Genomic DNA, 25,475 nt, shown 5'->3' on the forward strand with positions numbered 1-25,475 from the left:
GGCTGTACTATTTGAAGGTCAGCAACAGCTAGGGTCAGGTGCCGTTTGGCTCACCGATTCTGCAACAACGCCTTCTCAAGCACATCTTCGTATGGCAACGGTGTGACTCACGCTAAGCCAGTGCGACTAGAGCAATAGCGATAGCTGCAGGAACAGCCTGTACAACCAAGATTTTCTTGCTTGCTGTGGCTGCCCCAAAGACCCCTGCGACAAGGACGCAAACTAGAAAAAATACCTTGAATGTAAAACCATCAGCTCCCTGAGCCAAACCAAAGATTAAACCGGCGGACAAGAAGCCGTTGTAAAGCCCCTGATTTGCTCCAAGGACCTTTGTTTGCTCCGCAAATTCATGCGTCAAACCAAATGCTTTTCGTCCTGCCGGTTTTGTCCACAAAAACATTTCAAGGACAAGGATGTAGGCATGGATCAGGGCAACTACGGCGACGGCAAGATTTGAAACGAGCAGCATGTGGATCTCTTAATGGGATATGGCTTGCAATGGGTTGGATGAACTGTATTTCTGATACTTACCAATCTACCGTCACCCGGGTGACGCCTCTTTTTTTTGTACGCACGGTGTTTTTGCGAGCGCTGGTGTTAATTGACCATCATTCCGATACGAGATGAGCGGTCTGCTTGTACTGACCAGTTGAATCCACAGTCGGTAGCAGCCAACGGGCGAGGACTGCTCACAACCCATTGCTGTCGTTCGTGATTTGCCAGCAGATGTCTGCTGTGCAGTGATTGCCAATGTTCATGGCTGCATTGCGACCTATCTCCCTCAGCTACATAGCGGTCATCCGTGTGTCTAAGCAGACGACTGCCCAAGGACAGGTTTCATGTGTGCGGCGGACAGCGGCCATTAAGTGCAGGCATATAGGTCGCCTGACGTCTGCTGTCACGTCGTGAGAGGAGGCTCTTGCGACTCTGAGGTGACTCGCTGTGCCAAAGGCTGACGGCCGCACACACCATTTCAGCGGCTCATTGCCAGTGCCTTACTTCTATATCCAAACGTCATTGGGAGCCCTACGCTCCGAATCGCTATCCCCGGTGTTGGGAACCCCCATGGGCTCGATCATCAGCAGTTTGGCTTCCGTTGCCGCAAACGTTTTGTGCTCAACCCCTCTAGGGACCACAGCCATTTCACCCGCTTGCAACTCTATGCTGTGGTCTCGAAAGTCGATTCTCAACACACCTTCCAGCACAATGAATGCCTCGTCGGTATCGCCATGTGAATGCCAGATGAAGTCACCTGCGATCTTCACGACCTTGAACTGATAGTCGTTCATTTCAGCGACAACACGAGGCTGCCAATGGTCGTGGATAAGACCAATTTTATGCACCAAGTTGATGGGCACCTGCTGCCCGCGATCCTTGGCAGGGGAAGAAATGCTTACCGCCATGACTTGTCCTTTATCAATCAAAGGGCCAAGCGTAGGCAAAGCAAGCGGTTAGATCTTGAACGTTTGTGCGCCAGAAGGCGCGGATTTGTGGAAGCGCATCATCCGCAACCATCGTCCAGGCGAGATGCCAAAGGTCTGGGTGAAATGACGTGTCATGTGAGCCTGGTCCGCAAACCCGGTGGATGCAGCTGCATCTGCGAGCGAAGCCCCTGAGAGCATGCGTTGTCGTGCCACATCAAGCTTTCGCAAGATCAAAAATCGCGAGGGGCTAGTGCCATAGAACATGCGGAAATCGCGCGACAGACTCCAGCGGTCCCGGCCTGTGACGACACCGAGATCCTCCATCGAGACGGTGGATTGCCAAACGTCACACAAAAAATCATGAGCCAGTTTGGTGCTCTGGAAGTCCCTGGCACGCTGCCCTCTGGTACAGCCTGCTTCGGCATGGAGCGCGAGAGCAAGCTCCACAATGGCGTCCGTTTCTTCCATTGAGTTAGTTGGCCCATGCTGGTTGTCCAGCATGGTTTTGGCGGCCACCAGAAGACGTTGGGATTGCGTGATACCGCCTTCTATGTAGGGGAGCTCCAGCCCTCCGAGTACCTCCTGAATTAACGCCGGATTCACATAAATCATGCGGTAATGAAATCCGTCGTCAGTTCCTGCTTGACCGTCATGCGCTTCATCAGGATGCAGCACCATGGTGTGGCCTGGCAGGCTCTGTCGGTGAGCGCCTCGGTATCGAAAGGCTTGCACCCCTGCCATCGTGCAGCCGATGGCATAAGTGTCGTGTCGATGCATGCAATAAGCGTTGCCCTGAAAGAAGGCCTCAATGCGCTCAATTCCATGCATCGCATCGGTACGACTGAGCCAGTTTTTTTTCACTAGGCTGTCGTTCTCGTATTGCCCGTCGTGCGCTTGAGGCTTCCGGATAGCTTCAGAAGGCAGAGGATTTGCGGTTGACTGATGGACGAGGATCACCTTTGGTACTTGTGGTGCTTTAATGGGACTCAGGTTCATTCAGCCTGGCGCAAAGCTTGATCCAGCACGCCGATGGCCGCCGCTGCGGCCGCCAGCAGGCGCGAGCGCGATATGCCGTCACGAGCCTGTACTGAGATGCCATGCAACTGTGTGGCGTAGAAGTCGCCAAGAGCCTGCACATCAGTGTCTTGTCGCAACTCGCCTTCGTCCATTGCGCGTTGCAATCGGTTGATGATGGACTGCGTTCTCTGGCGACGGTGCACGGCAAGCCAGGCTGCCACTTCCTCGTTCTCTTGCGCGAAATTGGTCGCAGCCATGACAACCATGCAACCTTGTGGCCGGCTTGGTTCCGTATAGGTGGTCGCTGCATCGCGCAGCATGCGTGAAATGGCTTCACGCACCAATGACTCTTCGGCCAGGGCCCGATCGGCAAAGCAGCCGGCGCCGGACTCATAGCGTTGTATGGCTTCGCGGAACAGCGCCTGCTTGCTGCCGAAGGCCGCATAGATGCGGGCCGAGGCGATGCCCATGGCCTGGACCAGGTCGGCCATGGATGTGCCCTCGTAACCGCGCTGCCAAAACGCCAGCATGGCGCGCTCCAGCGCCTGGTCCCGATCAAATTCCCTGGGTCTTCCAGCCATCTTCCTTGTTCCTCTTAAAAGTCGGTGCGGCATCTTAGCGGCGTGTCATCCACGCCGCAGCACACCTACCTGTCGGAAACGACCGTATTTGCGTGATAACATTCTTTGTCGATCAACAAACAATACATCAAAGCAAGGAAAAACACATGCAGACAATCAAGGGGCCAAGCCTTCATCTTGCGCAGTTTGCCGATGACAAGGCACCGTTCAATTCGCTGGAGGACATTGCGCGATGGGCCGCTGGCGTGGGCTTCAAGGCTTTGCAGATTCCCGCTTGGGATTCGCGCCTATTCGATCTGAGCACGGCTGCGCAGAGCCAGAGCTATTGCGACGACGTCAGCGGCATGCTCGCCTCGCACGGCTTGGTGGCCAGCGAACTGACCACTCACATCTTCGGCCAGCTCGTCGCCGTGAATCCTGCCTACGACGCCATGTGCGACAGCTTCGCTCCCGAAGTACTACGGGGCAATCCGGCCGCGCGCACAGCCTGGGCGCTGGAGCAGCTCAAGCTCTCGGCCAGCGCGTCGCGCCGCATGGGGCTGACGGAGATGGGAACCTTTTCTGGCTCGTTCGCCTGGCCTTATCTATTCCCCTTTCCGCAGCGCCCGACTGGCCTCATAGAGACTGCCTTCGAGGAGTTGGCGCGCCGCTGGCGCCCCATTCTGGATATCTGTGACGAGCAGGGCGTGAACCTGTGCTATGAGATCCATCCCAGCGAGGACCTGCACGATGGCACGAGCTTCGATCGCTTCTATGAACTGGTCGGTCAGCATGAGCGCTGCAAGATCCTGTTCGATCCCAGCCACTTCGTGCTGCAGCAACTCAACTACCTCGACTACATCGACATCTACCGCGAGCACATCCGCATGTTCCATGTGAAGGACGCGGAGTTCCTGCCCAGCGGGCGCCAGGGCATCTACGGCGGCTATTCCTCGTGGCTCGAACGGGCGGGGCGCTTCCGTTCTTTGGGTGACGGGCAGGTGGACTTCAAGGGCATCTTCTCCAAGTTCGCCCAGTACAACTACCAGGGCTGGGCATCGCTGGAATGGGAGTGCTGCCTGAAGGATCAGGAGGACGGCGCACGCGAAGGCGTGGACTTCATCAACCGCCACATCATCCGAGTCACCGACAAGATCTTTGACGACTTCGCCGGGGCCCCTGTGGACCAGCGCCAGATCAACGCCATGCTCGGTATCGCCTGAGAGCCTTTGTATCCAGATTCAGACAAAGAAACAGACATGAACGCATTTCACTCGACTCTTGCTCTTAAGCAGGACGACTTCTCCCATGACTATGTTCGTATCGAAGGCCATTGCATCCATTGCATTACGGTTGGACAAGGTGCTCCCGTACTGCTGATCCCGGGCTGGCCCCAGACCTGGTATGCCTGGCGCCATGTCATGCAAGCGCTGGCTGCGCAGGGTTTTCAGGCGATTGCCGTTGATCCACCCGGTACGGGCTTTTCGGATCGGCCTGACAAAGGCTACGACACTGGCACTATTGCACGGACTCTGCATCGCACCATGCAGGCCCTGGGCCATGAGCGCTATCAGGTGGCAGGGCACGATGTGGGAATGTGGGTGGCCTATGCCCTGGCCAGCGACCAGCCCCAGGCCGTGCAGTCGCTGGCGTTGACGGAGGCTGTGATACCTGGCCTGGCGCCTGAGCCTGGTATCTTCGCACCGCCCGAGCAGAACATCTTTCTTTGGCACTTCATGTTCAATCAACTGGCCGATCTGCCCGAGACCCTGATCGCGGGCCGCGAGCGCGCCTATCTGGAATTCATGTTCAACCGATGGTCGCTGCGGCGCGACCGCGTGGCCGTCGATGTCTACGTCGACGCCTATGCGGCACCGGGCGGGCTGCGCGGCGGCTTTGCCTATTACCGGGCGATTCCAGAGACCATTCGACAGAATCGTGAGCGCGCACAGCGCCCGCTGGGCATGCCGGTGCTTGCCATAGGTGCCGAGCACGCCACAGGCGATGCGCCGCTGGCCACCTTGCGCGGGCATGCCCATGATCTGTCCGGCGTGGTCGTGCCCGGCTGCGGCCATTTCATTATGGAGGAGGCTCCACAAGCTTTCATTGCTGAACTGCTGCCCTTTCTGCGAAGGACACGATGACCATGGCCCTCGATGCTGACATCGCCCGCTATCTGCGGGAGCAGGCACAAATGCCACAGCCCCAGATGCCGCCCACGCTGGCGCAGATGAGGCAGGCCACTGAGCTCGAGCTGCGTGCGCTGCATGGCCCAGCTGAAGCCGTTGCGCGCACGGGGGATTTCACGCTGCGCGCGCGCGACGGTGCTCCGCTGCGCCTGCGTGTTTACTGGCCATCGGCATCCGATGCTCCCCAGCCCGCCCTGGTCTTTGCCCATGGAGGAGGCTGGTGCCTCGGGTCCATGGAGCTGTATGACAATCCCTGCCGCGCGCTCACCGTGGCGACGGGGGCGGTGGTGATCTCGGTGGACTATCGGCTGGCGCCCGAGCACCGCTTTCCGGTGCCACTGCAAGACTTCTGCGACGCCTTGAAATGGAGCTTCGAGCAGGCCGAAAGACTGGGACTGGACCGCAGGCGCATCGCCGTGGCCGGGGACAGTGCGGGTGGCAATCTTGCTGCGGCCGCCTGTCTGCTTGCGCGGCATAGCGACGGCTGGGGCCCGGCCGGAGCTCCGGCCATTGCCCATCAGCTGCTGCTGTATCCGGCGCTCGATGCAGCCATGGACTCGCCATCTTTTGACCTGTTCGGCGAGGGTTACTACCTGAGCCGCTCGGCAATGGCGTATTGCTATCAAGCCTACCTCGCAGATCCTGACCTGCATCGGCTGGAGCAGGTGTCCCCGCTGCACACCGCAAGCCTGGCCGGCTTGCCGTCGGCCACGGTGATCAGCTGCGAGTACGATCCGCTGCGTGACGAGGCTGAGGCCTATGCTCGGCGCCTGCAAAATGAAGGCGTCCCCGTAACGGCTCTGCGGTTGCCGGGCATGGCTCATGCCTGCATCCACATGCTGGGGCTGGCACAAGCAGCACGCCGGCTGCTAGATGAGGCAGGAGCAGCCGTGCGGCGCGCTCTTGGGTAGGGCAAATCGACCAAGTCTTGAAAGCCCACTGTCTGTTGACGCTGGGCGATGAGGAGAAGAGGTTTATCACACCAATTGACAGGATCTAAAGCCGAATATAGCCGCTGCTTCCCGCAGAAAGATAGTGGGAGGAGAGGCTGAAAAAATCTCTGAAAGGGTGGTTATATTTAGGCCCGAAAAGACAGTCCAGGGTCTTCTTGGTAATTGCTAAAAAAGGGCGGTGGAGATGCGGCGAGCATGGCGCTAGAGATGGGGCAATCTGTTGGGTAGTCCTCACCGCAGTTTTTGAACAGCAAGTTCATGCGTTGCGCCTTGGTGGCCTAGATGTGCAAGATTCTGCGATCTTGGCCAGCGCGATTGAAACCATAGAGCAAGACTACCAGGATGCGGTTGCTTGTGTAGGCGCAGAGTCCTCAGAAAAATGACTGCTTGGGGTCTACACAAGCCTGCCGGGGCACACTGAAGCGATCCTTCGTTTTAGATACTCCGCTAGCCACGCAATCGAGTGACCGGTTCTGTGAGTGAGGCGGCACCTCGAGGCAGACCGCTCAACGGCGGGTGCTGGAGGTTGCTGTGGCTCGGGCCTAAGGTCCTGAATGGCTCTGATGAGCCTGAAGTGGTCGTCTGGAGTGCCACTGTCGCAGTCCACACCTAGACCAAGACGCGCATGTCGCTGACCGACCTATTGCGGCTGTTTAGTCATTTGCTGTTAGTGGCTTCAATTTGGCGGATGCCGTCACATATTGTGCCGACATCAAACCGCTTCAAAATGTTCCTTGACTTTGTGAATGAAGTCTTCGACAGCTTTGGGGCGGTGCTGGTGTGAAGGAAGAACGTAGGAGCATTCAAACGGAATCATCGGAAATAAAGGGCGGCTGACCACCAGGGGGTCTTTGAAGTTTGCTGCAGTGAATGGATCCACGACAGTGATTCCCAAGTTGCCTCGGACAAAATTGCAGGCTGAATAGGCAAGAGTTGTCTCAATAGGCCGTTGATAATCGACGCCTGCATCATTGAGGGCAGACTCCAATCGAACTCGCAGTGGGTTGTTCTGGCCCAGCGAGATGATCTGTTCACCGCTCAGGTCGTGGAGATGAACCGAGTCCTGTGCGGCTAATCGATGGCTCGCTTGCACGACACAAACGGCGGGGACACTTTTCAACGGAAAGGTGTCGACACCCGGATATTCTGCTTTGAGTTGGTGTACGAATCCCACATCAATCTGATTTGCGGCCGCCAACTCTAAAACACTGAGTGAGTTCCTGACGTCGAGTGAAACCTCAACGCCTGGTCTCGACGCTGAATACTGGTTGATGCACTCGCACAAGACATTGAGGGCCAGGGCGCTGAGCGATGCAATTCGAAGGCGGCCAATGCGTACAGACTTGAGATCTCTCGCAACACGCTCGACTTGTTCGATGCCTCGATAGAACAAGTCGACCTCCCGGAACAGCACTTGTGCCTCAGCTCCGGGGATGAGGCGATTGCCCTCTCTGCGGAAGAGGCGTATCCCGATGGTCTTTTCCAGGTCCTTGATCAGTCTGCTAACCGCCGGCTGACTCACCTGCAGTCGTTCTGCAGCAACGGTCATGCTGCCTGTCAGCATCACTTTGCGGAAAGCATCTAGCTGTCTTGGGTTTAGTTCCATGCCTCCAACTGTAAATTGTCGCGTGCTTTCTGTTGCATAACATTTTGTTATGTGCGTCCAATTGGATATGGGGTTGTGTTATGTATCCACCCAATCCATCATTTAGTCATTCACTGGGCAACAGATAAATCTGCTGTAGAAAAATGACATCAAATACCGAAACTCTTCTGACGGATGCCCGTCTCAAGTCTCCTGCTGCTGCACGACATTTGAAATACAACGAATTGCCTAAACTTCTAGGAGAGAAGAAAAAATTCGACGAATTTCTGGCGGTTGATTTAGCTCACACCACGATGCTGGTAGAGCAGGGGATTATTTCTCCAGAAACTGGAAGTGCGATTTTGGAGAAGTTGCTCGTCGCTAAAAAATTGGGGAAAGAGGATTTTCCTGTTGATGTTCGAAAAGGCAGCTTTCTACTACAGGTTGAATCTTTTCTATTCTCGGCAATCGGCGAAGATATCGGTGGCCAAATGCATACTGGCCGCAGCCGTATTGACCAAGGCGCAACCGTTCGCAGGCTGTATCAGCGCAATCGCTTGCTTGATGTGATGGAGCAGCTGGTCTCATTTCAGGCTGTGATTGCCGAGAAAGCCAGCAGACATGCGGGCACCATCATGCCCGGATACACCCACATGCAGCAGGCACAGCCCTGGGTTTTCGGCCACTACCTGCTCAGCTTCAGTTCTCGGCTGCACGATAGTTTCGAGCGCCTCACCCAGGCGTTTGCGCGGGTCAATCGCAACCCGTTGGGCGCAGTCGGGCTGGCGGGAACTTCCTGGCCGCTGAACCGCAGGCGCACTACGCAATTGCTGGGTTTTGATGGTCTGATCGAGAATTCGAAGCTGGGTCGTGAGGCCTTCTACGGCGTCGACGCATTGAGTGCGCTGTCGTTCGTGATGGCTGATCTCAATGATCTCGCGACAGACCTGCACATCTGGTCAAGCAGCGAGTTTGGTCTCGTGGAGTGTGATGACAGCTACTGTGGGACAAGCAGTATCTTTCCGCAAAAGAAGAATCCCTCAGCCTTGGAAACCATCCGCCGTGCGGCCGGCGGGTCGGTGACCTGGGTCACAACCGCGCTGGCTACTTTTCGAGGGGAGGGCACAGGTGACCAAGCAATGCGTGAGTTACCAGTGCTCGATGAGGCCTTAACGACGACCGGGGCGATGCTGGACCTGTTCACCGGTGTCATGGAAACGCTCATCGTCAACGAGGGGCGCATGGCCCAATCACTTGAGAGCAGCTGGTGCACGTCCAGCAACCTTGCAGACCTCATCGTTCGCGAGCACAAGCTGTCTTTCCGCCAAGTCCATCACATTGTTGCCCGTGTTGTTCGCGATAGCTTGGCGGCAGGTGTTCCGCCCTATGAGCTGACTGGTGCGATGCTTGACAGGGCCGCCGTGGATATCGGAGGGAAACCGCTGGGTCTGAGCGACGAATTTATTCAGACGGCACTGAACCCGCGCCGTTTTGTGGAGACTCGCATAACGGATGGAAGTGTGGGCCCTGCTCAGGTGGCCAAGCTACTCGGCCAAGCGCTGACGGACAACGCAGGTGATATTGATTGGCTGCATAGCACTCGGTTGAAGTTGGATGCTGCCAATGATGAGCTGGAGCATGCCGTCAACGAGATTGTTCAGGCCTCGATTCACGCGTGACCACTTGCCGGGCAGTGCGCCAACAGCCTGCCCTGCGCCGAAATTTTCGGATAAAGAAGACAAGAACAGCCCTGCCATACCCTTAATGGCAAATGCCTTCAACCTCAGTTGAAAACATCATTTACTGACCCACTGGATACTCCGATGATTAAGCACCTTGCAGCTCTTGCGGCCGTACTGACTCTTTCGTTCAATGCAGCCGCAGACACCTATCCCTCCAAGGCTATTACCCTGGTGGTGCCGTTTCCTCCAGGTGGAACCGTGAACTTGATGGGGCGCCTCATTGCAGATCGCATGGGATCACTTTTGGGACAACCAGTGGTGGTGGACAACCGCGCGGGGGCTGGCGGTACGATTGGTGCAGCCTACGCTGCGAAAGCTCAGGCAGATGGATACACCTTGCTGATGGGCTCCATGGGGCAAGCCGTGCAGCCGCTGCTGTACAAGAAGCTGTCTTTCAACGGCAACAAGGCTTTTACGCCGGTAGCTACCTTTGCCACGGTGCCAAATGTGCTGGCCGTATCCACTAACACTCCTGCGAAGAATCTCTCCGAGTTCGTGGCCTATGCAAAGGCCCACCCAGGCGGCCTGAACATGGCGTCCGCTGGCATCGGCTCCATCAATCACCTGACAGGTGAGATGTTCGAAAGCCGTGCGAACATCAAGCTGACCCATATCCCATACAAGGGTGCGTCGCCAGCCACCACAGATCTGCAAGCAGGGCAGGTCAACGTTCTATTTGCGAACTTGCCCAACGTTTTGCCATTCGCCAAGAGTGGCAAGGTGCGGTTGCTGGGAATCGCTTCGGACAAGCGCGCGGCCGCTATCCCAGAAGTTCCCACATTTGCCGAGGGTGGCGTGAAGGATGTGGTTGTTGAATCCTGGTATGGAATCATGGCTCCGGCTGGAACGTCGCCTGCCATCGTCAAGAAGCTCCAGGATACGATCTTGGCGATTGCACATGAGAGGGATTTTGTGGCACATCTGGCCGAGCAGGGTGCATATCCTTATCCCAATAATGCGGCTGACTTCGCCAAGCTGATGGATATGGAAGTAAGGCGCTGGACCGGAATTATCCAGAGCGCCAAGATCTCAATGGACTAACCAAGCCTCAGTCATGCCTTCCAGGCCCGTTAGTCTGGCGGCGCAAGCTGGCGGGTATGGAGGTAGACAGGTACAACTGGATATGGCGGACCGTGAATTAATTGTTCCACCGGCGATGCAATCTATAGTGGAGCGTGCGGGGTATGTGCCGGCCGTGAAGGTCGGCGCTACCGTTTTCTGTGCCGGGCAGGTTGGGCGCACTGTTGATCTAGAAGTGATTGGTGATCCCGAGGCGCAATTCTTGGCCTGCTGGGAGAATTTGCGCGCAGTGCTGGAAGAGGCAGGATGCACATTTGAGGATGTGGTTGATATGACCACCTACCATGTGCAGCTGAGCAAACATATGCCTGTTTTTCGCGAGGTGAAGAATAGGGTTTTTCCACGCGGCACCTGCGCATGGACGTCAATAGGCGTTGCTGAACTCGCACATCCAGGCTTGCTGGTCGAGATCAAGTGCGTGGCGGTAAAGCGAGAGTGGGAGCCAGCAGCTCCCTTAGCTGCAGAGCGGACCTCTGCCTGAGGCTTGAAGTATTAAGCTGGAGAAGATGGTGACCAGGACTTCAGGCTCTTCAGGCAATCGATGCCACAACAGCCGATCAAGCAGTGACATTGGGTGTCTTACCCATGATGAAATACATTGAGCGTATTGCTGGCCTGACACGGTATCCGAATAGTAGATTCTGGGTCGCTGCTTCATTTGCAACACTCCTGCCGCCTATGTGGTGGTTAGTGTGTTGCAAGGACCGATTGAATCCATCGCCTCTATCAGACACTGCGCCTTTGGTAGCGAGTGCCAAATCACATCCATCCCTTGAAGATGAGACCGGCTTTTGGTTGCTCCCGAGGACAGGTAAGTTGGCAGAAGTAGGGAGTGCGGGAGATTGCAATTGGTTGTTTTATTGAGTTGGTATCGTGTTTGAGACTTTGGTTTTCCAGGGCACCCGACCGTGAATCAACTAGACCTTGTAGAGCCCGTTGATTGTCTCAGTCAAGGCGTTGTCATAACTGTCGCCCTTGCTCCCCACTGACGGTTCAATGCACGCTTCAGTCAGCCGCTCGGTGTAGCGGATGTTGATGTACCGTGAGCCTCTGTCGGAGTGGCGGACCAGGCTTCCATCGCGTTCTGCCGCCGCGCGTATAGAGATTGCTCCAGCGCACCGAGCACGAAATCCGTTCACATCGAGCTGCTTACCCGCCAGCCCACGATACGCCGGGCGAACACGCACATACAGGCAGCCCTGCCAGGTCGAGACGTATGTGAAGTCACTGACCCACAGCTGGCTGGGTCCCTGCGCCCAGAATTGCCGGTTTACCCCGGTACAGCGGGCATGGTGCTTGGAATCACCGACGGTGGTGCACACGACCTTGCCGTGCATCACACCACGCGGCCCCAGCTTGCGCATCAATCGCTCGACTGTGCAACAAGCCACGACAACGCCTCCGCGTGCCAGTTGCCGCCAAACCTTGTCGGCGCCATAGACCTGCTGTTGGCTTGCCAGACACGTTCAAACTGTGGCATCTGCATCTCGTCGCGATGAGTGCGGGCGCAGCGCTTATGTGACTCGCGCAGCAGCTCCACATGTCTTCGATATGCCGACTGAGCGACCTGCGAGACCTTGCAGAGCGGCTTGACCTCGAAGGCATCGCGATGTTTGTCGATGAAAACCTTCAGGATTTGAGTCGGCGGTCGAGCTCCGCCTGGGCGAAAAACGCACTGGCCAGCTTCGATATCTCGTTGGCTCGCCGCAGCTCCTTGACCTCGCGTTCCTGCTCCTTCATCCGCTGCGCCTCGCTGGTCGTGACGCCTTCGCGCACGCCAGCATCGACTTCAGAGCGCTTCCCCCATTCGTTCAAGGTCTGCGGCACGCAGCCAATCTTGGGCCCGTTGGACTCGATGGTCGCCTACAGAGATGGGTATTTCCCATGATGCTCCTGCACCATCCTCACGGCCCGTTCACGGACTGCGGGCGAGAACTTGTTCGACTTCTTCATGGCTCAATCCTCTCAGAGTGTTGAGCCTCCTCAAAAGCGGGGGCGATTCACGATGCTTCGTGGACAGTGGCCTTAGCCGCTTTGGGCGAGACACCTGTCAAGGACACGCACGGTTTCGTACAGAATCCGTGTGCCATCGAGCAACTGACCTGGATTGATCCACTCCTCTGGAGCATGACTGCGGCCATTGAGGCAAGGGATGAAGATCATGCCTATAGGACTGGTTGGAGCCATGTAGACGGCATCGTGGCCCGCGCCGCTAGGCATGCGCATGCTGGCGTAGGCGAGGTTATCGCAAGCCTGTTCGATACCCTTCATCACCAGTTCCTGGCAATCCGTGGGCAGGGAGCGACTTACATCGTTCATTTCGGCGCGCACACGCAATTCGGTAAGGCCTGCCTGAACTTCTGCAAACAGTTCGTCGGGAAAGGTGTCGAGAACGCCTTGCGCATCGCTGCGCACTTCCATCATCATCTCCACCATGCCGGGCACGGCGTTTGAGGCGTTGGGCGTGAGCGAAAGGCGCCCCACCGTGGCTACCACGTAATGGGGCTTTCCCGCGAGCGCAGAGGCTTTGCGATTAGCTGCATCGATGATGCGTGATGCGCCCACGAGCGCATCGTGGCGAATGTCCATGGGCGTGGTGCCTGCATGATCTGCCTGACCATGCACGATGAAGGAAACGCGGCGAATGCCTACGATATTGGTGACCACACCAATCGGCAATTTCTTCTGCTCTAGCACGGGGCCCTGCTCAATATGTAGTTCAACGAAGGCTGCCGTACTGTCCTTGCTACGCAGCGGTTGGTTCAGTGCTTCCGGATTGGCACCGATGCGGCGCATGCCCTCCGCCAGTGTTTCACCCTGAGGATCCTTCGCGGCCAACATGCCTGCATCAAGCTTGCCAGAGATGGCACGGCTTCCGATACAGGAGATGCCGTAGTCACTGGGCTCCTCGGAGAGAAAATCGATCACTTCGAATGGGTGCTGCAGGGCGATGCCGTTTTCGTGGAGCGCGTGAGCCACTTCAATGCCTGCAAGCACGCCGATGATGCCGTCGAAGCGGCCACCCATCATTACCGTGTCGCAATGCGATCCGGTCACGATGGGGGATCGTTCTGGAGTACTTGCAGCCGCAGGCAGGCGACCCACAAGGTTGCCGCCAGCGTCGAGGTGCACCTGCATGCCCGCCGCCTTGAACTCGCTTGCGAGCCACTCACGAGCCTTTTCGAACTCTGGCGAAAAGGCTCGGCGTGTCCAGGGAACTTCGGGTAGCGTGAACGTAGATAGGGTCTCAATGCGGCGCCATAGGCGCTCGGCATTTAGCGGAGGGAAAAGAGGCTGGGATGTCATGCAGTGAGTAGTCGGGTCAGTCATCGTATGAAGGGGCTACGCCGGTTGCTGCATGTGGACGCAGGAAGCGGCCGTCGCCTGGCTGGTTCAGTACCCTGGCACCGTCGTACACATGCTGGCCGCGGCACCAAGTGCTTGCCACGCGCACGGTGAATTCCATGCCTTCGAACGAACTCCACTGCACGGCGGAAAGGCTGGAGGATGGGGCGAACGCATGGCGTTCGGGCTTCAGAATGACGATGTCCGCATCCATGCCCGCATCCAACGTGCCCTTGCGGTCATCCAGAAGGAAGTGGCGCGCTGGGTTGCGCGATAGCTGGCGTACTACCATTGACGGCTCTATGCCGTGCTGTTCGCAGCCAGTCCAGAATGCGGGCAACAGGGTCTCCAAGCCCGGTCCGCCAGAAGAGTTCTTGAAGACATCGGGATTGCCCTTGCGCTCCAGGCCCCAACTCACATGGTCGGAGGAGACGAAGGTGCAGGCATCGCGTGCGATATGTGTCCATAGCAGATCGACTTCCGCCTTGGGGCGGATGGGGGGATAGTGTTTGGTCTTGGCACCGAAGCGACGGGTATGTTCCTCATGGTTGAGCATGAGGTACTGGATGCATGTCTCGATAGTGGATGCATTGCCGCTGCGACGGTACATGTCGCACAGCTCGAAACCTCGCGAAGTGGATACATGCACGGCATGCGCTCGGGCTCCGGTTTCAGCACCCAGTTCGTAGATGATGCCGGTCGCTAAGTTCTCGATCAATGGTGTATGGGCACGCATGAAAGCATCCCATCCGGTGTCGCCTGCGTCCTGAAGGCGGCGGATGTTCTTGCGGGTGAGTTCCTGCATCTGGTTGTGTACACCGCACACCAGGCCCGATGGAGCGATGAGCTTGAAGGCTTCGAACAAATCGTCTTCATCCACTCGCGGAAAACGGCCCGGTGTGGCTTCAAAGGTAGAAAACTTGAATGCACACACCCCTCCTTCAATAAGACCGGCGGCAGCCTGCAGACCATGCTGGGGATTGAGCGTGCCAAACAGGGCCACGTCCACATGGCAGTCACGCTCGACTTCGGCGATCTTCGCATCGAGATGCGGGCGCGAGGCCACCGGTTCCGGATCGTCGTAGGGCATGTCCACCATCACCGTCACACCACCCGCCGCAGCAGCGCGAGATGCCCAACCCAATCCTTCTTGGCCGGCCTGGCTGCCTGAATGCACCTGGCCATCGACCACGCCGGGAACGACCCACTGGCCGCGCGCATCCACCTTTTCTCGGGCAGCAGGGACATTACCTTGGCCGCGGGCCGCAATCTTGCTACCGCGAACGCCCAGCCAGCCGTCTTGCACAACACCTCGTGCGTCAACGATATTGCCTTGAACGACAAGGTCAAAGTCACTCATCTTGAGTCTCCTAATCACTGCAAATGAGAAAAGTGTAGGAGTGCACACAAAGAAATGTCATATGCTTTTATGTGCATAGAAATTAACATTAGGTTATTAGCGATATGAAGTTGAATCTGCGCCAAATAGAGGTATTCCGAGCCATGATGCTCAGCGGCTCCATTAGCGGGGCGGCCAAGTTGCTCTATGTCTCTCAGCCAGCAGTGAGCCGCCTCATTGGCTACACGGAGCAACGGCTTGGGTTCAAGCTATTCGAGCGCATCAAGGGTCGACTTCATCCAACACCTGAGGCGCACCGGCTTTTTGAGGAAGTGACGGCTCTGTACCAAAACGTGCAGAGAGTGAATGAAGTCGCGGATAACCTATCGCTTAACAGGGAGGGGCATATCCGTATCGCATGCAGCCCCAATATCGGGCAGTCCCTCATGCCTCGAGCGGTGGCCCGGTTTACTCAACTCTTCCCAGAGGTGAGAGTGGTACTGCACACCCACATACCGCATGTCATGTTGCAAGCGTTACTGACTCAGCAAGTCGAGCTTGGCGTTACCTATATGCCGATTCCACATCCAAGCTTCGAGATGCAACCTCTGTATGAGAACCGCATCGTCGCCGTGCTGCCGCAGGATCACCCGCTCGCCGATCGCGATCAGATTTCGAGCCGTGACTTGCAGGGAGAGCGCTTCATTGGGTACGGCAGTGATATTCCATTCAGTCAGTTGGTTCACCGGATATTTGGCAGTGAGGAGAATCAGCCGTCTGCACGTGTGGAAGTGCAACAGGCCCACGTGGCATGTGCCATGGTTCAAGCTGGGGTTGGTGTAGCGCTGGTCGACGAACTCACTATTCGTGGCCCTTCCTGGTCCAACATCGTGGCCATTCCAGTAGCCCCTATGGTTCATGCCCCTATCCATGCCTTCAACCTAGCCCTGCAACCTATGTCGCGCTTGGCCCAGGAGTTTGTGGGCGTTCTGAAATCCTTGGATGAATCCAAGCGTTAACCATTGCTGGAAGGCACTCGCATTAACCGGATGGAGCGGTTAGACAGCCCCTCGATTCAACCCCGAGTGATTTGAAACCTACTTTCCGCCCCTGGGATTTTCCCTAAACGAAGGATAGGTGCGGCCGCTCCAGGCTGGTGCATGAGTGGCCTCTCGAAGAACGAGTTTCAGGCGGTTTCTCCTTTGTTTCAAAGGCTTTGGCAGGAAAGCGCCATGAAGCACCAAAATCAATCATTAACATTATGTTAAGTTGTCGCAATAAAAAGTAATGCGACATTGTTGATTGTCGTCTCTAGCATCCGTTGCATTCAATAGCTCTTTGACGTGACCTCCGGCAGTTTCTGTAGGCGTCACGGACAAAGTTCTCGAATGATCAATCTGGAGTAGCAATGGGACGTATCTTGACTCTCAAAGACGTGGAATCTGCAGTGCGCGGCGGTTCCGTTTTCGCATGCGGTGGTGGTGGCTGGGCCGACCATGGTCGCGAACTAGGCACGATGGCGGTGACTATCGGCCGCCCGGAACTGGTGGACATGTCCGAAGTGGCGGATGACGCTTGGATCGCCACGGCCGCCGCCATTGGGGCGCCGGGTGGACTGACCGACTGGGAAATGCTGGGCATGGACTACGTCAAGGCCGCCCGACTGGTGCAGGAAGAGTTGGGCGCGCCACTGCACGGCCTAATCATTGGCCAGAACGGTATGTCCAGCACGCTCAACGCATGGCTACCATCCGCTGTGCTGGGCACCAAGGTGATCGATGCTGTTGGGGATCTGCGCGCACACCCCACCGGCGACATGGGCTCGCTCGGCTTGGCCAGCAGCCCGGAGCCAATGATCCAGGCAGCCGTGGGCGGTAAGCGCGCCAACAACTCGTACATCGAGTTGGTGGTACGCGGCGCCACTGCCAAGGTCTCGCCGATTCTGCGCAAGGCCTCCGACATGTCCGGCGGCTTCATCGCCAGCTGCCGCAACCCGATCAGGGCTTCCTACGTGCGCCAGCATGCAGCGTTGGGTGGAATCAGCCGTGCACTGGCATTGGGGGAGGCCATCATCGCCGCGCAAGGCAAGGGCGGCACGGCCATCGTGGACGCCATCTGCAAGCAGACCGGCGGCAGCATCATCGGCAGCGGCAAGGTCACGGCCAGCACACTGCGCTACACGGATGAGGCGTTCGACGTGGGCGTGATCGAGATCGGCGAAGGCGCACGCAAGCGCCGCATCCATGTGATGAACGAGCACATGGCCGTGGAAGACGCCGATGGTCAGCGCATCGCCACCTATCCGGACGTGATCACCACGCTGGATACCGACGGCAACCCGGTGAGTGCCGGCAAGGTGTGCGAAGGCATGGAGATCCTGATCTTCCACGTGGGCAAGAGCCTGATTCCGCTGTCTTCCAGCATCAGCGATCCGGCCGTGTATCCGCCCGTGGAGAAGGCCCTGGGCATCAACATCAGCAACTACGCACTGGGCAAGGAATAACGATGAGCCGCGAAGATTTCAAGGTACACGGCGGCAACGAGCTGCGTTGCAAGGGCTGGCGCCAGGAAGCGCTCCTGCGCCTGATGGAGAACGTGCTGGCCGTGGGCGAAGACCCCGACAACCTCATCGTGTATGCGGCCCTCGGCCGCGCCGCGCGCGACTGGCCTTCGCACAACGCCATCGTGCACGCGCTGCGAAACCTGGAAGAAGACCAGACGCTGCTGGTGCAGTCGGGCAAGCCCATCGGTGTGCTGCGCACGCACGCGGCCGCGCCGCTGGTCATCATGGCGAACTGCAACATGGTGGGCCAGTGGGCCAAGGCCGAGAATTTCTACCAGTGGGAGAAGGACAACCTGATCTGCTGGGGCGGCCTCACCGCCGGTGACTGGCAATACATCGGTTCGCAGGGCGTGATCCAGGGCACGTACGAGATCTTCTCGCGCATTGCCGAGCGTCACTTCAACAACGATCTGCGTGGCCGCTTCATTCTGACGGCTGGCCTGGGCGGCATGGGTGGTGCACAACCGCTCGCTGGCGCCATGGCGGGCGCGGCGATCCTGACGGTGGAAATCAACCCTGAGCGCATCGAAAAGCGCATGCAGATCGGCTTCCTGCAAAAACGTGCTGACACGCTGGACGAAGCGCTCGCCATGATCCGCGAAGCGCAGGACAGGCGTGAGCCCATCTCCGTGGGCCTGCTGGGCAATGCCTCCGAGATCTTCCCGGAGATCCTAGCGCGTGGCATCACGCCCGATATCGTGACCGACCAGACCTCGGCCCACGACCTGGTGTATGGCTACATTCCCGCGGGCTACACGCTCGAGGAAGTGGCGGAACTGCGCAAGACCGATATCACGAAGTTGATGGACGTCAGCCGCGCATCCATCGTGCACCATGTGACAGCCATGGTGGGTTTCCAGGACAAGGGCTCCGTGGTGTTCGACAACGGCAACCTCATCCGCACGCATGCGAAGCAGGGTGGCGTGGAGCGCGCATTCGAGATCCCGGTCTTCACCGAAGCCTTCCTGCGCCCGCTGTTCGCACGCGCCATCGGCCCGTTCCGCTGGATTGCCCTGTCCAACGATCCGGACGACATCCGCAAGATCGACGACTTCCTGCTGCGCCGCTTTGCCGACAATCGCATCGTCGCCAACTGGGTGCGCCTGGCGCGCGAGAACGTGCCCTTTGAAGGCCTGCCGGCGCGCATTGCGTGGCTGGGTCATGGCGAGCGCACGGAGCTGGCGCTCGAAGTCAACCGCATGGTGCGCGATGGCGAACTGAGTGGCCCCATCGCCTTCACGCGCGATCACCTCGATGCAGGCGCCATGACACACCCGAACATCATGACGGAGAACATGCGCGACGGCTCGGATGCGATTGCCGACTGGCCACTGCTCAACGCCATGCTGACCTGCTCGTCCTCCGCCGACCTAGTGGCCATCCACTCCGGCGGTGGCGGCTACAGCGGCTACATGACCAGCGCAGGTGTCACCGTAGTGGCAGACGGTACCGCGCAAGCGGATGATCGACTGAATTTATCCCTTACCAACGATACGGCGAGCGGAGTGCTGCGATATGCCGACGCGGGCTACGAAGAGGCGTTGGACGAAGTGAAAAAGAAGGGCATCGCACGCATCGACACGGGCGCCCACGCCTGACGACTCAGGCTTGTCCTGGGGCGGCTTGATGACACCTGCCGACGCATGTATCCAAAACCATGCGTGGGTGGTGTTACTCACGACTTTAGGCATATATATCTCCAACTCAACTAACCCCAACCACCATGACCCACCCTATAGCTTCCGCCCATTTGGGAGCCGCACAGGCCTCGGTCGGCACCTCCCAGCGCGTGTCCCATGACGAGCGCTCCAGCAAGCGTGCCGTGATTGCCGCATCCACCGGCAATGCGCTGGAGTGGTATGACTTCACGGTCTACGCGCTGTTTGCCGTCTACATCGGCCAGAACTTCTTCCAGAACGAGAACCCCACGGTACAGCTCCTTGCATCGTTCATCGCGTTCGGCATCGGCTATATCGCTCGTCCGTTGGGAGCGCTCATCCTCGGCTCCTATGGCGACCGCAAGGGCCGCAAGGCGGCGCTCACCCTGACCATCATGCTGATGGCCGTAGGCACACTGCTCATTGCCATCGCTCCTCCGTATACGGCCATCGGCATCGGCGCGCCGCTGTTGATCGTGGCGGGTCGCGTGCTGCAGGGCTTCTCCGCCGGCGGCGAAGTGGGCGGCGCCACCGCGTTTCTCGTCGAGCACGCCCCACCGGCCAAGCGTGGTCTCTATGCTTCGTGGCTGCAGGCCAGCATGGGCATCAGCAATATGATGGCCGCGCTGATGGCCACCGCTGTCACCATGCTCTTCACCACGCAGCAGGTGCATGACTGGGCCTGGCGCATTCCGTTCATCATCGGCCTGGCCATTGCCCCCGTTGGCCTGTGGATGCGCCGCGCGCTGGATGAAACTCCGCATTTCAAGGAGCAGGCAGAACGCGCCGCAGCGTCTGGTGAAGCCGAGAAGAAAACTCCCATGCTGCAGGTGCTGCGTGAATGCCCACGCCAGCTGCTGACGGGCCTGGGCCTCTCCGTGCTGTGGGCGGCCGCACCTTACGCGCTCATCATCTACCTGCCCATCTATGTGCAGAAGAATATGGGCTTCGAGAGTTCGCAGGCATTTACCGCTGCGTTCATCGGCAATATTTTTCTGGTGGCCGGTTGCCTTATCTCCGGCACGCTGTCCGATCGCTTCGGCCGCCGCAACATGCTGCGCTTTGGTGCCATCCTGCTGCTGGTCGGTGCCTACCCGCTGATGGCCTGGCTGCATGGCAACCACACCACGATGGCGCTGATCATCGTGCAGTCGGCCATGTGCTCCATGGTGGCCCTGTTCGTGGGCGCCGCGCCTGCCGCGCTGTCCGAGATTTTCCCCACGTCCGTGCGTTCCTCGGGCATGTCCCTGTCGTACAACGCGGCCGTGACGGTGCTCGGTGGCTTTGCTCCCGCGCTGCTCACCTGGATCACCTACAAGACCGGTGTCGCCTATGCCCCCGCGCTGTATGTAATGGCGGCGGCCGTGGTGGCGCTCATCGCCATCAGTTTCCTCCCCGCACGCAGCGAAGACTGATAGAGAACTTCCGGCCTGCTCTACTACCTGACCCATAAACACGATATGAAGAAAATAGACAGCCGCCGCTCATGGCTTGGCCGGGTCATGCTGGCTACAACGTTCGCTATCGTTGGCACGGGTTGCTCCCTGACGCAGTCAGGGAAGATCGGTGCGGCAATTAGCGAGTCCGCGCAGCCGGAAGTCACTCCAGCAGCCGAGTTGGTGCTGCTGGGTGTGGCAGGCGGCCCCACCTGGTACGGCAAGGACTCGCCCCACGGCATTTCCTCTGCACTGGTGGTGGATGGCAAGGCCTATATCGTTGATCTGGGCTCCGGCGCCTATCGCCAGCTGCGCCGTGCAGGCATCCAGCCGGGCAGCGAAGCGGCCGTGTTCTTCACGCATCTGCACACCGACCATGTGATCGACCTGGCCAGCGTGCTCATGTACGACCCGAGCGCGCGCCGCCGCGCCAGGGCGCAGCTGGAGATCTTCGGCCCGGGCCGCCGTGGTGTGCTGCCCCCGCTCGCGGACGGCATGAAGGGCGATGTGGTGGTGCATCCCGAGAACCCGAATGCCGGCACGGTGGATCTGGTCGATGCCATGCTGGGCGGCATGGCGGCGGATCTGAACATCCGCGTGCGCAGCGAAGGCGTTCCGGATGTGCGTCAGTTCTTCCAGGCGCATGACATCGCCTTGCCGGCAGGTCTGGTGGTGGATCCGAACACGAACCCGGCACCACCCATGGATCCCTTCAAGGTATGGGAAGACGCCCGTGTGAAGGTCAGCGCTATCCTGGTGCCGCATGGGTTGGTGTTTCCGAACTTCGCCTATCGCTTCGACACGGTACATGGCTCGGTCGTGTTTTCCGGCGATACGGCGGCCAGCGACAGCTTGGTGAAGTTGGCACGCGGCGCTGATGTCCTTGTGCACGAAGCCATCGATCCGGCCTGGGTCAGCCATATCGTCGGCCCCAAGCCCTGGGATGTCCGTCAGCAAGCACTCGCAAAGCAACTGCTGGAAGCGCATGCCACGCCGCGTGAAGTGGGCGAGATCGCCACGCGCGCTGGTGTGAAGCGCCTGGTGCTGTCGCACCTGGTGCCGGGCGACGCACCGCGTGAGCACTGGGAGCAGGCACGCGACACCTTCGAGGGGCCAGTCGTTGTGGGTGAAGACCTGATGCGTCTGCCGCTCACCAAGACAGGTCACTAACGAAATCCATGAAGGGGCTGCAAACAGGCGGCTCTTTCACTTGGCGCCATGTATGTGGCATGGAAACGGCGCGATGCCTGAACGCACGGCCTCAGCGTTGTATTTCTTCATTTTTCAGAACAACTCACAACATGAACTCTCTTTGCTGCTTTTTGCCGCGTGTGCCTCTGCGCACCCTGACGCTGGCCGTTTTGGCTAGTCTGAATCTGCAAGTCCATGCAGCCGTCGAGCTCAATGGCCGCAACGCCACGCCGGACGTTATCACCCGCATCACCCTGGGGGAGCGCGTGCAGGTGGCGCCCGCCGCCATGGCGCGTGTGAAGAAGGCTCATGAGGTGCTCATGGCTGCCGCCGCTGCCGGCCAGAAGATCTATGGCCTGACTGTAGGCGTAGGGCAGAACAAGGACCGCGATATGGTCGACGCCCATGGCCGGCTCAGCCCCGAGGTGATCAAGGCGTCACAGGAATTCAACATCGGCCTGCTGCATGCGCATGCGGGTGGTGTGGGCCCTGACGCGCCTGTGCAGGATGTGCGCGCCGCCATGGCTGCGCGTCTCAACGCGTTGCTCGATGGTGGCGCGGGCGTGCAGGCATCCATCGTCGAAGCCTATGTGCAGTTCCTGAACCACAGCATCACGCCTGCCATGCCCGCGCTGGGCTCCATTGGCGAGGCCGACATCACGCTGCTGAGCCATGTGGGCACGGCCATGATGGGCGAGGGCGACGTGTACTACCGGGGCCGCAAGCAGCCGGCGGCGGAGGTGCTCAGGCAATTGAACATCCGCCCGATCGAGCCCGTGGGCAAGGATGCGCTGTCCATTCTCAGCTCCAACGCCTACGCCAGCGGCATGGCGGCACTGGCCCTGCAGGACATGGCGCACTTCAACCGCATCTCGCAGTTGGTGTTCGCGCTCAGCCTGCAGGCGCTCAATGGCAATGTGTCGCCGTTCCTGAAGGATTCGCTGGCGCTGCGCCCTTTCCCGCAGACGCAGAAGGCCGGTGAGGACCTGCGTCATCTGCTCGATGGCTCCAGCCTCTGGAATGCTGATGACAAGCGTGCGCTGCAGGACCCGCTGAGCTTCCGCACCGGCGTCTATCTGCTGGGTGAACAGGCGCTGGCACTGGAGCAGGCGAGTGCGCAACTCGCCGTGCAGTTGAACTCGTCCGACGACAACCCTGGCGTGGCCGTGGGGGCGAAGCCCGCTTCCGACCGCGCGCAGGAAAAGCGCGCCTATGTGGAGGGCCTGGGCGCGGTGCTGCCGGATGCCAATTTCGAGCCCCTACCCTGGGTGCTGGCCATGGAGAAGTCGGGCCTGTCGCTGGCGCACAGCGCACTTGCGTCGGCGCAGCGCGTGGTCAAGCTCAATGATCCGGCCTTCACGGGGCTCAGCCGTTTCCTCGGGACGGAGCACAGCGTGCATGCCTTTGGCGCCATGGAAAAGCCCGTCATGGCGCTGGCCATGCAAAGCCTGCGCCTAGCCCAGCCTGCCTCGATGAACTATCTGCCCGTAGCCGGCAACATCGAGGACGTCGCCACCAACGCGCCCATCGTGGCCCAGAACTTTCGCCAGCAGATCCAGACGGGTTATCAACTGCTCGGCGTGGAGCTGGTACATGCGGCACAGGCCATTGACCTGCGACGCGCCAAGGATCCGAACTTCCGACTCTCGCCCGCGACCGCCGAGCTCTTTGACGCGCTGCGCAACCACGTGGCGTTCCTCGACAAGGACCGCGCGCTGACGCTGGATTTTCGCGCCGCTGCCGATCTGTTGCGCACTTTCCGCTGATCGCACAGATGCAACACACAGAAAAAAGAAGAAAGGAGCAATGACCATGAAACCACCTAATCACCCGCTAGCCTTCTGCGTGGCCATCGCTGCTGCTGCCTTGTACGCGAGTACGGCACAAGCGCAGAGTTCGGTCACGCTCTATGGCCTCATTGACGCCAGCGCGCGCTACGAACACAGCAATAAGGGTAACGTCACCTCCGTGGTCGATGGCGCCGATGCCGGTTGGGGCGGAAGCCGCTGGGGCTTTCTCGGCTCCGAGGACCTGGGCGGCGGCCTAAAGGCCATCATGAACCTGGAAGGTGGCTTGAACATCGACGCTGGTACTTTGCGCGGCGGCAAGGCCTTTGGCCGTACTGCAATGGTGGGCCTAGCAAGCTCATATGGCGAGATCACACTGGGCCGTCAGTACAACGCGCTGTACTACACCGGCTCCTGGCACAGTGACCCTACCTATGTCTCCAGTTGGTCGCCCACCGTGGTCCACCAACTGGACTTTGCCTGGGACAACGCCATCGCCTACACGGGCCGCGTTGGCGACTACATTGCCCGCGCCACGTTCGCACCAGGTGAGCAGCACGGCTCCAAGGGCAACCGGCAGGCCGTCAGCTTGCTGTACAACGGCCATCCTTTCGGCGTGGCAGCAGGTTACGGCAGCGTCAAGGATAAAAACTGGTCCACGGCCAACCTCGGCGCCTATTACGAGATTGGCAAACTCACCCTTCAGACCACCTACTATCGAACGACGAATGAGCCTTATAGCGGTGCCCGGCGCATTACCACGCAGGGTTTGGGTGGCTTCTACCAGTTCACGTCCGAGATCGAGTTGACGGCTGCCTTCTGGCACACAAGGAGCGCTCTCGATAGCGGAGTGCAGCGTGAACGGAAGGGATTAGTGGCTGCGCGCTACAGCCTTTCCAAACGTACACGTCTATATGCGGAGGCCGATCATGCTCGGAGTAATGGCGACATCCGACGTAAATCTGGGGTCCAGTTGGGAGTTCAGCATTCATTCTGACTCCGAAACCAGCAGGCTCGGATTGTTTTTAGGGTTAACTTTGGGATGAATTTCAACGCCGGTATCTTGAATTTGGACTTGATCCTGTCCGATGCTCCATCGGGTCAACTGTCTGAATGTTTGACGCCGCCATCAAGCGCCTGACGGGATGCCCTCAAATTGGCAAAACATCCAGGATATGGGGGGGTTGCAAGTACTTGTTTTTGTTGAAATTTGGTTGTGTTTGCGACTTTATTTGCCCGGAACAGTTGAGGCTCTCGGTCAATAAAGTCGTAACAGCGAGGTGGCATCCATGCGAATTTTCGGGCAGCGGTAGTGTGGTTCTGGTGTCGTAGATCAGCGTGTCACTGAAAATCACTCTGACGGAGCTTTTTTGAAGTGGATGGCCTTCAGTTCGCCAGTGCTTCAGTTCTGCGTTTTGCCAAGTCGAGCCCACAAGGCGAGATAGCAGCGTTGATCAGTCGACATACGAGCCTGCCACGGACAGTCAGTTCGTGACCAGACAAGAGCGCTCGCTTGCCACTGAGGCGCTTAAGCTGGTCACTTGTAGGCAGCCAATGCAGCTTGTATTTCCGATTATGTATCGGAGGTTCTCAAATCATCATTGAG

At 58.6% G+C, this 25,475-nt stretch carries 20 protein-coding genes, 1 pseudogene and 1 other annotated feature; of the genes and pseudogenes, 13 read left to right on the plus strand and 8 right to left on the minus strand.

Going from position 1 to position 25,475, the window contains the following annotated elements; translation table 11 throughout:
* Nucleotides 1–112: 112 nt before the first annotated feature.
* The 4 genes from DJFAAGMI_RS01825 to DJFAAGMI_RS01840 form a co-directional block, all read right to left on the minus strand.
* Nucleotides 113–469, minus strand: coding sequence for a DUF1304 domain-containing protein (locus DJFAAGMI_RS01825; RefSeq protein ID WP_211455721.1), 357 nt, complete (start codon nucleotides 467–469; stop codon nucleotides 113–115).
* Between the two features lie 532 nt (nucleotides 470–1,001).
* On the minus strand, nucleotides 1,002–1,403 hold the full coding sequence (locus tag DJFAAGMI_RS01830; protein WP_211455722.1) for a cupin domain-containing protein: 402 nt from the start codon (nucleotides 1,401–1,403) through the stop codon (nucleotides 1,002–1,004).
* 48 nt (nucleotides 1,404–1,451) lie between these two features.
* Nucleotides 1,452–2,420 carry an AraC family transcriptional regulator gene (locus DJFAAGMI_RS01835; RefSeq protein ID WP_249333696.1) on the minus strand — a complete coding sequence of 323 codons (969 nt, stop codon included), beginning with the start codon at nucleotides 2,418–2,420 and terminating at the stop codon, nucleotides 1,452–1,454.
* Complete coding sequence (locus tag DJFAAGMI_RS01840; protein WP_211455723.1) at nucleotides 2,417–3,022, minus strand: TetR/AcrR family transcriptional regulator; 606 nt, start codon at nucleotides 3,020–3,022, stop codon at nucleotides 2,417–2,419. Before DJFAAGMI_RS01840 ends, DJFAAGMI_RS01835 begins: the two co-directional genes overlap by 4 nt.
* Nucleotides 3,023–3,168: 146 nt before the next feature.
* Here DJFAAGMI_RS01840 and DJFAAGMI_RS01845 point away from each other — a divergent pair, with 146 nt between their 5' ends.
* The 3 genes from DJFAAGMI_RS01845 to DJFAAGMI_RS01855 are packed head-to-tail and all read left to right on the plus strand — an operon-like array spanning nucleotide 3,169 to nucleotide 6,101.
* Nucleotides 3,169–4,224 carry a sugar phosphate isomerase/epimerase family protein gene (locus DJFAAGMI_RS01845; RefSeq protein ID WP_211455724.1) on the plus strand — a complete coding sequence of 352 codons (1,056 nt, stop codon included), beginning with the start codon at nucleotides 3,169–3,171 and terminating at the stop codon, nucleotides 4,222–4,224.
* Between the two features lie 36 nt (nucleotides 4,225–4,260).
* Complete coding sequence (locus DJFAAGMI_RS01850) at nucleotides 4,261–5,145, plus strand: alpha/beta fold hydrolase (protein ID WP_211455725.1); 885 nt, start codon at nucleotides 4,261–4,263, stop codon at nucleotides 5,143–5,145.
* Between the two features lie 2 nt (nucleotides 5,146–5,147).
* Complete coding sequence (locus DJFAAGMI_RS01855) at nucleotides 5,148–6,101, plus strand: alpha/beta hydrolase (protein WP_211455726.1); 954 nt, start codon at nucleotides 5,148–5,150, stop codon at nucleotides 6,099–6,101.
* Between the two features lie 754 nt (nucleotides 6,102–6,855).
* Here the strand turns inward: DJFAAGMI_RS01855 and DJFAAGMI_RS01860 are convergent.
* Nucleotides 6,856–7,749, minus strand: a complete 894-nt coding sequence (locus DJFAAGMI_RS01860) for a LysR substrate-binding domain-containing protein (RefSeq protein WP_211455727.1) — start codon at nucleotides 7,747–7,749, stop codon at nucleotides 6,856–6,858.
* A 143-nt stretch (nucleotides 7,750–7,892) separates the two neighbouring features.
* Between DJFAAGMI_RS01860 and argH the strand changes: the two genes are divergently transcribed.
* The 3 genes from argH (at nucleotide 7,893) to DJFAAGMI_RS01875 (ending at nucleotide 11,031) form a co-directional block, all read left to right on the plus strand.
* Entirely contained in the window at nucleotides 7,893–9,407 is a 1,515-nt protein-coding gene (argH, locus tag DJFAAGMI_RS01865; protein WP_211455728.1) for an argininosuccinate lyase, read from the plus strand.
* 144 nt (nucleotides 9,408–9,551) lie between these two features.
* Entirely contained in the window at nucleotides 9,552–10,511 is a 960-nt protein-coding gene (locus tag DJFAAGMI_RS01870) for a Bug family tripartite tricarboxylate transporter substrate binding protein (protein WP_211455729.1), read from the plus strand.
* Nucleotides 10,512–10,593: 82 nt separating this feature from the next.
* The gene (locus tag DJFAAGMI_RS01875) at nucleotides 10,594–11,031 is read left to right on the plus strand and encodes a RidA family protein (protein WP_211455730.1); all 438 of its coding nucleotides are present in this window, start codon (nucleotides 10,594–10,596) and stop codon (nucleotides 11,029–11,031) included.
* A 439-nt stretch (nucleotides 11,032–11,470) separates the two neighbouring features.
* Here DJFAAGMI_RS01875 and DJFAAGMI_RS01880 read toward each other — a convergent pair.
* The 3 genes and pseudogenes from DJFAAGMI_RS01880 to DJFAAGMI_RS01890 all read right to left on the minus strand — a co-directional run.
* Nucleotides 11,471–12,503, minus strand: a pseudogene (locus DJFAAGMI_RS01880) (IS3 family transposase); the annotation flags it as partial.
* Nucleotides 12,110–12,225, minus strand: a sequence feature (AL1L pseudoknot). It overlaps the preceding pseudogene by 116 nt.
* Before the next feature lie 72 nt (nucleotides 12,504–12,575).
* A complete protein-coding gene (locus tag DJFAAGMI_RS01885) occupies nucleotides 12,576–13,856 on the minus strand; it encodes a Zn-dependent hydrolase (RefSeq protein WP_211455731.1) in 1,281 nt (426 codons plus the stop codon).
* Nucleotides 13,857–13,872: 16 nt separating this feature from the next.
* Nucleotides 13,873–15,255, minus strand: coding sequence for a dihydroorotase (locus DJFAAGMI_RS01890; protein ID WP_211455732.1), 1,383 nt, complete (start codon nucleotides 15,253–15,255; stop codon nucleotides 13,873–13,875).
* A gap of 104 nt (nucleotides 15,256–15,359) precedes the next feature.
* Here DJFAAGMI_RS01890 and DJFAAGMI_RS01895 point away from each other — a divergent pair, with 104 nt between their 5' ends.
* From DJFAAGMI_RS01895 to DJFAAGMI_RS01925, 7 genes are all read left to right on the plus strand, one after another.
* Complete coding sequence (locus tag DJFAAGMI_RS01895) at nucleotides 15,360–16,253, plus strand: LysR family transcriptional regulator (RefSeq protein WP_211455733.1); 894 nt, start codon at nucleotides 15,360–15,362, stop codon at nucleotides 16,251–16,253.
* A gap of 389 nt (nucleotides 16,254–16,642) precedes the next feature.
* Complete coding sequence (locus DJFAAGMI_RS01900) at nucleotides 16,643–17,737, plus strand: DUF917 domain-containing protein (protein WP_211455734.1); 1,095 nt, start codon at nucleotides 16,643–16,645, stop codon at nucleotides 17,735–17,737.
* Nucleotides 17,738–17,739: 2 nt separating this feature from the next.
* The gene (locus DJFAAGMI_RS01905; protein ID WP_211455735.1) at nucleotides 17,740–19,395 is read left to right on the plus strand and encodes a urocanate hydratase; all 1,656 of its coding nucleotides are present in this window, start codon (nucleotides 17,740–17,742) and stop codon (nucleotides 19,393–19,395) included.
* A gap of 152 nt (nucleotides 19,396–19,547) precedes the next feature.
* The gene (locus tag DJFAAGMI_RS01910) at nucleotides 19,548–20,870 is read left to right on the plus strand and encodes an MFS transporter (protein ID WP_419095600.1); all 1,323 of its coding nucleotides are present in this window, start codon (nucleotides 19,548–19,550) and stop codon (nucleotides 20,868–20,870) included.
* Nucleotides 20,871–20,915: 45 nt separating this feature from the next.
* Nucleotides 20,916–22,061 (plus strand): MBL fold metallo-hydrolase, encoded by a 1,146-nt coding sequence (locus DJFAAGMI_RS01915; protein WP_249333699.1) that lies wholly within the window; start codon nucleotides 20,916–20,918, stop codon nucleotides 22,059–22,061.
* A 131-nt stretch (nucleotides 22,062–22,192) separates the two neighbouring features.
* Entirely contained in the window at nucleotides 22,193–23,848 is a 1,656-nt protein-coding gene (locus tag DJFAAGMI_RS01920; RefSeq protein WP_211455737.1) for an HAL/PAL/TAL family ammonia-lyase, read from the plus strand.
* Nucleotides 23,849–23,888: 40 nt separating this feature from the next.
* Nucleotides 23,889–24,866: a porin gene (locus DJFAAGMI_RS01925; RefSeq protein ID WP_211455738.1), complete on the plus strand. Its 978-nt coding sequence runs from the start codon at nucleotides 23,889–23,891 to the stop codon at nucleotides 24,864–24,866.
* Nucleotides 24,867–25,475 lie beyond the last annotated feature (609 nt).

Origin of the sequence: Comamonas brasiliensis (genome assembly GCF_018292285.1) — a bacterium.
In the GTDB taxonomy this organism is placed as follows: Bacteria; Pseudomonadota; Gammaproteobacteria; order Burkholderiales; family Burkholderiaceae_C; genus Comamonas; species Comamonas brasiliensis.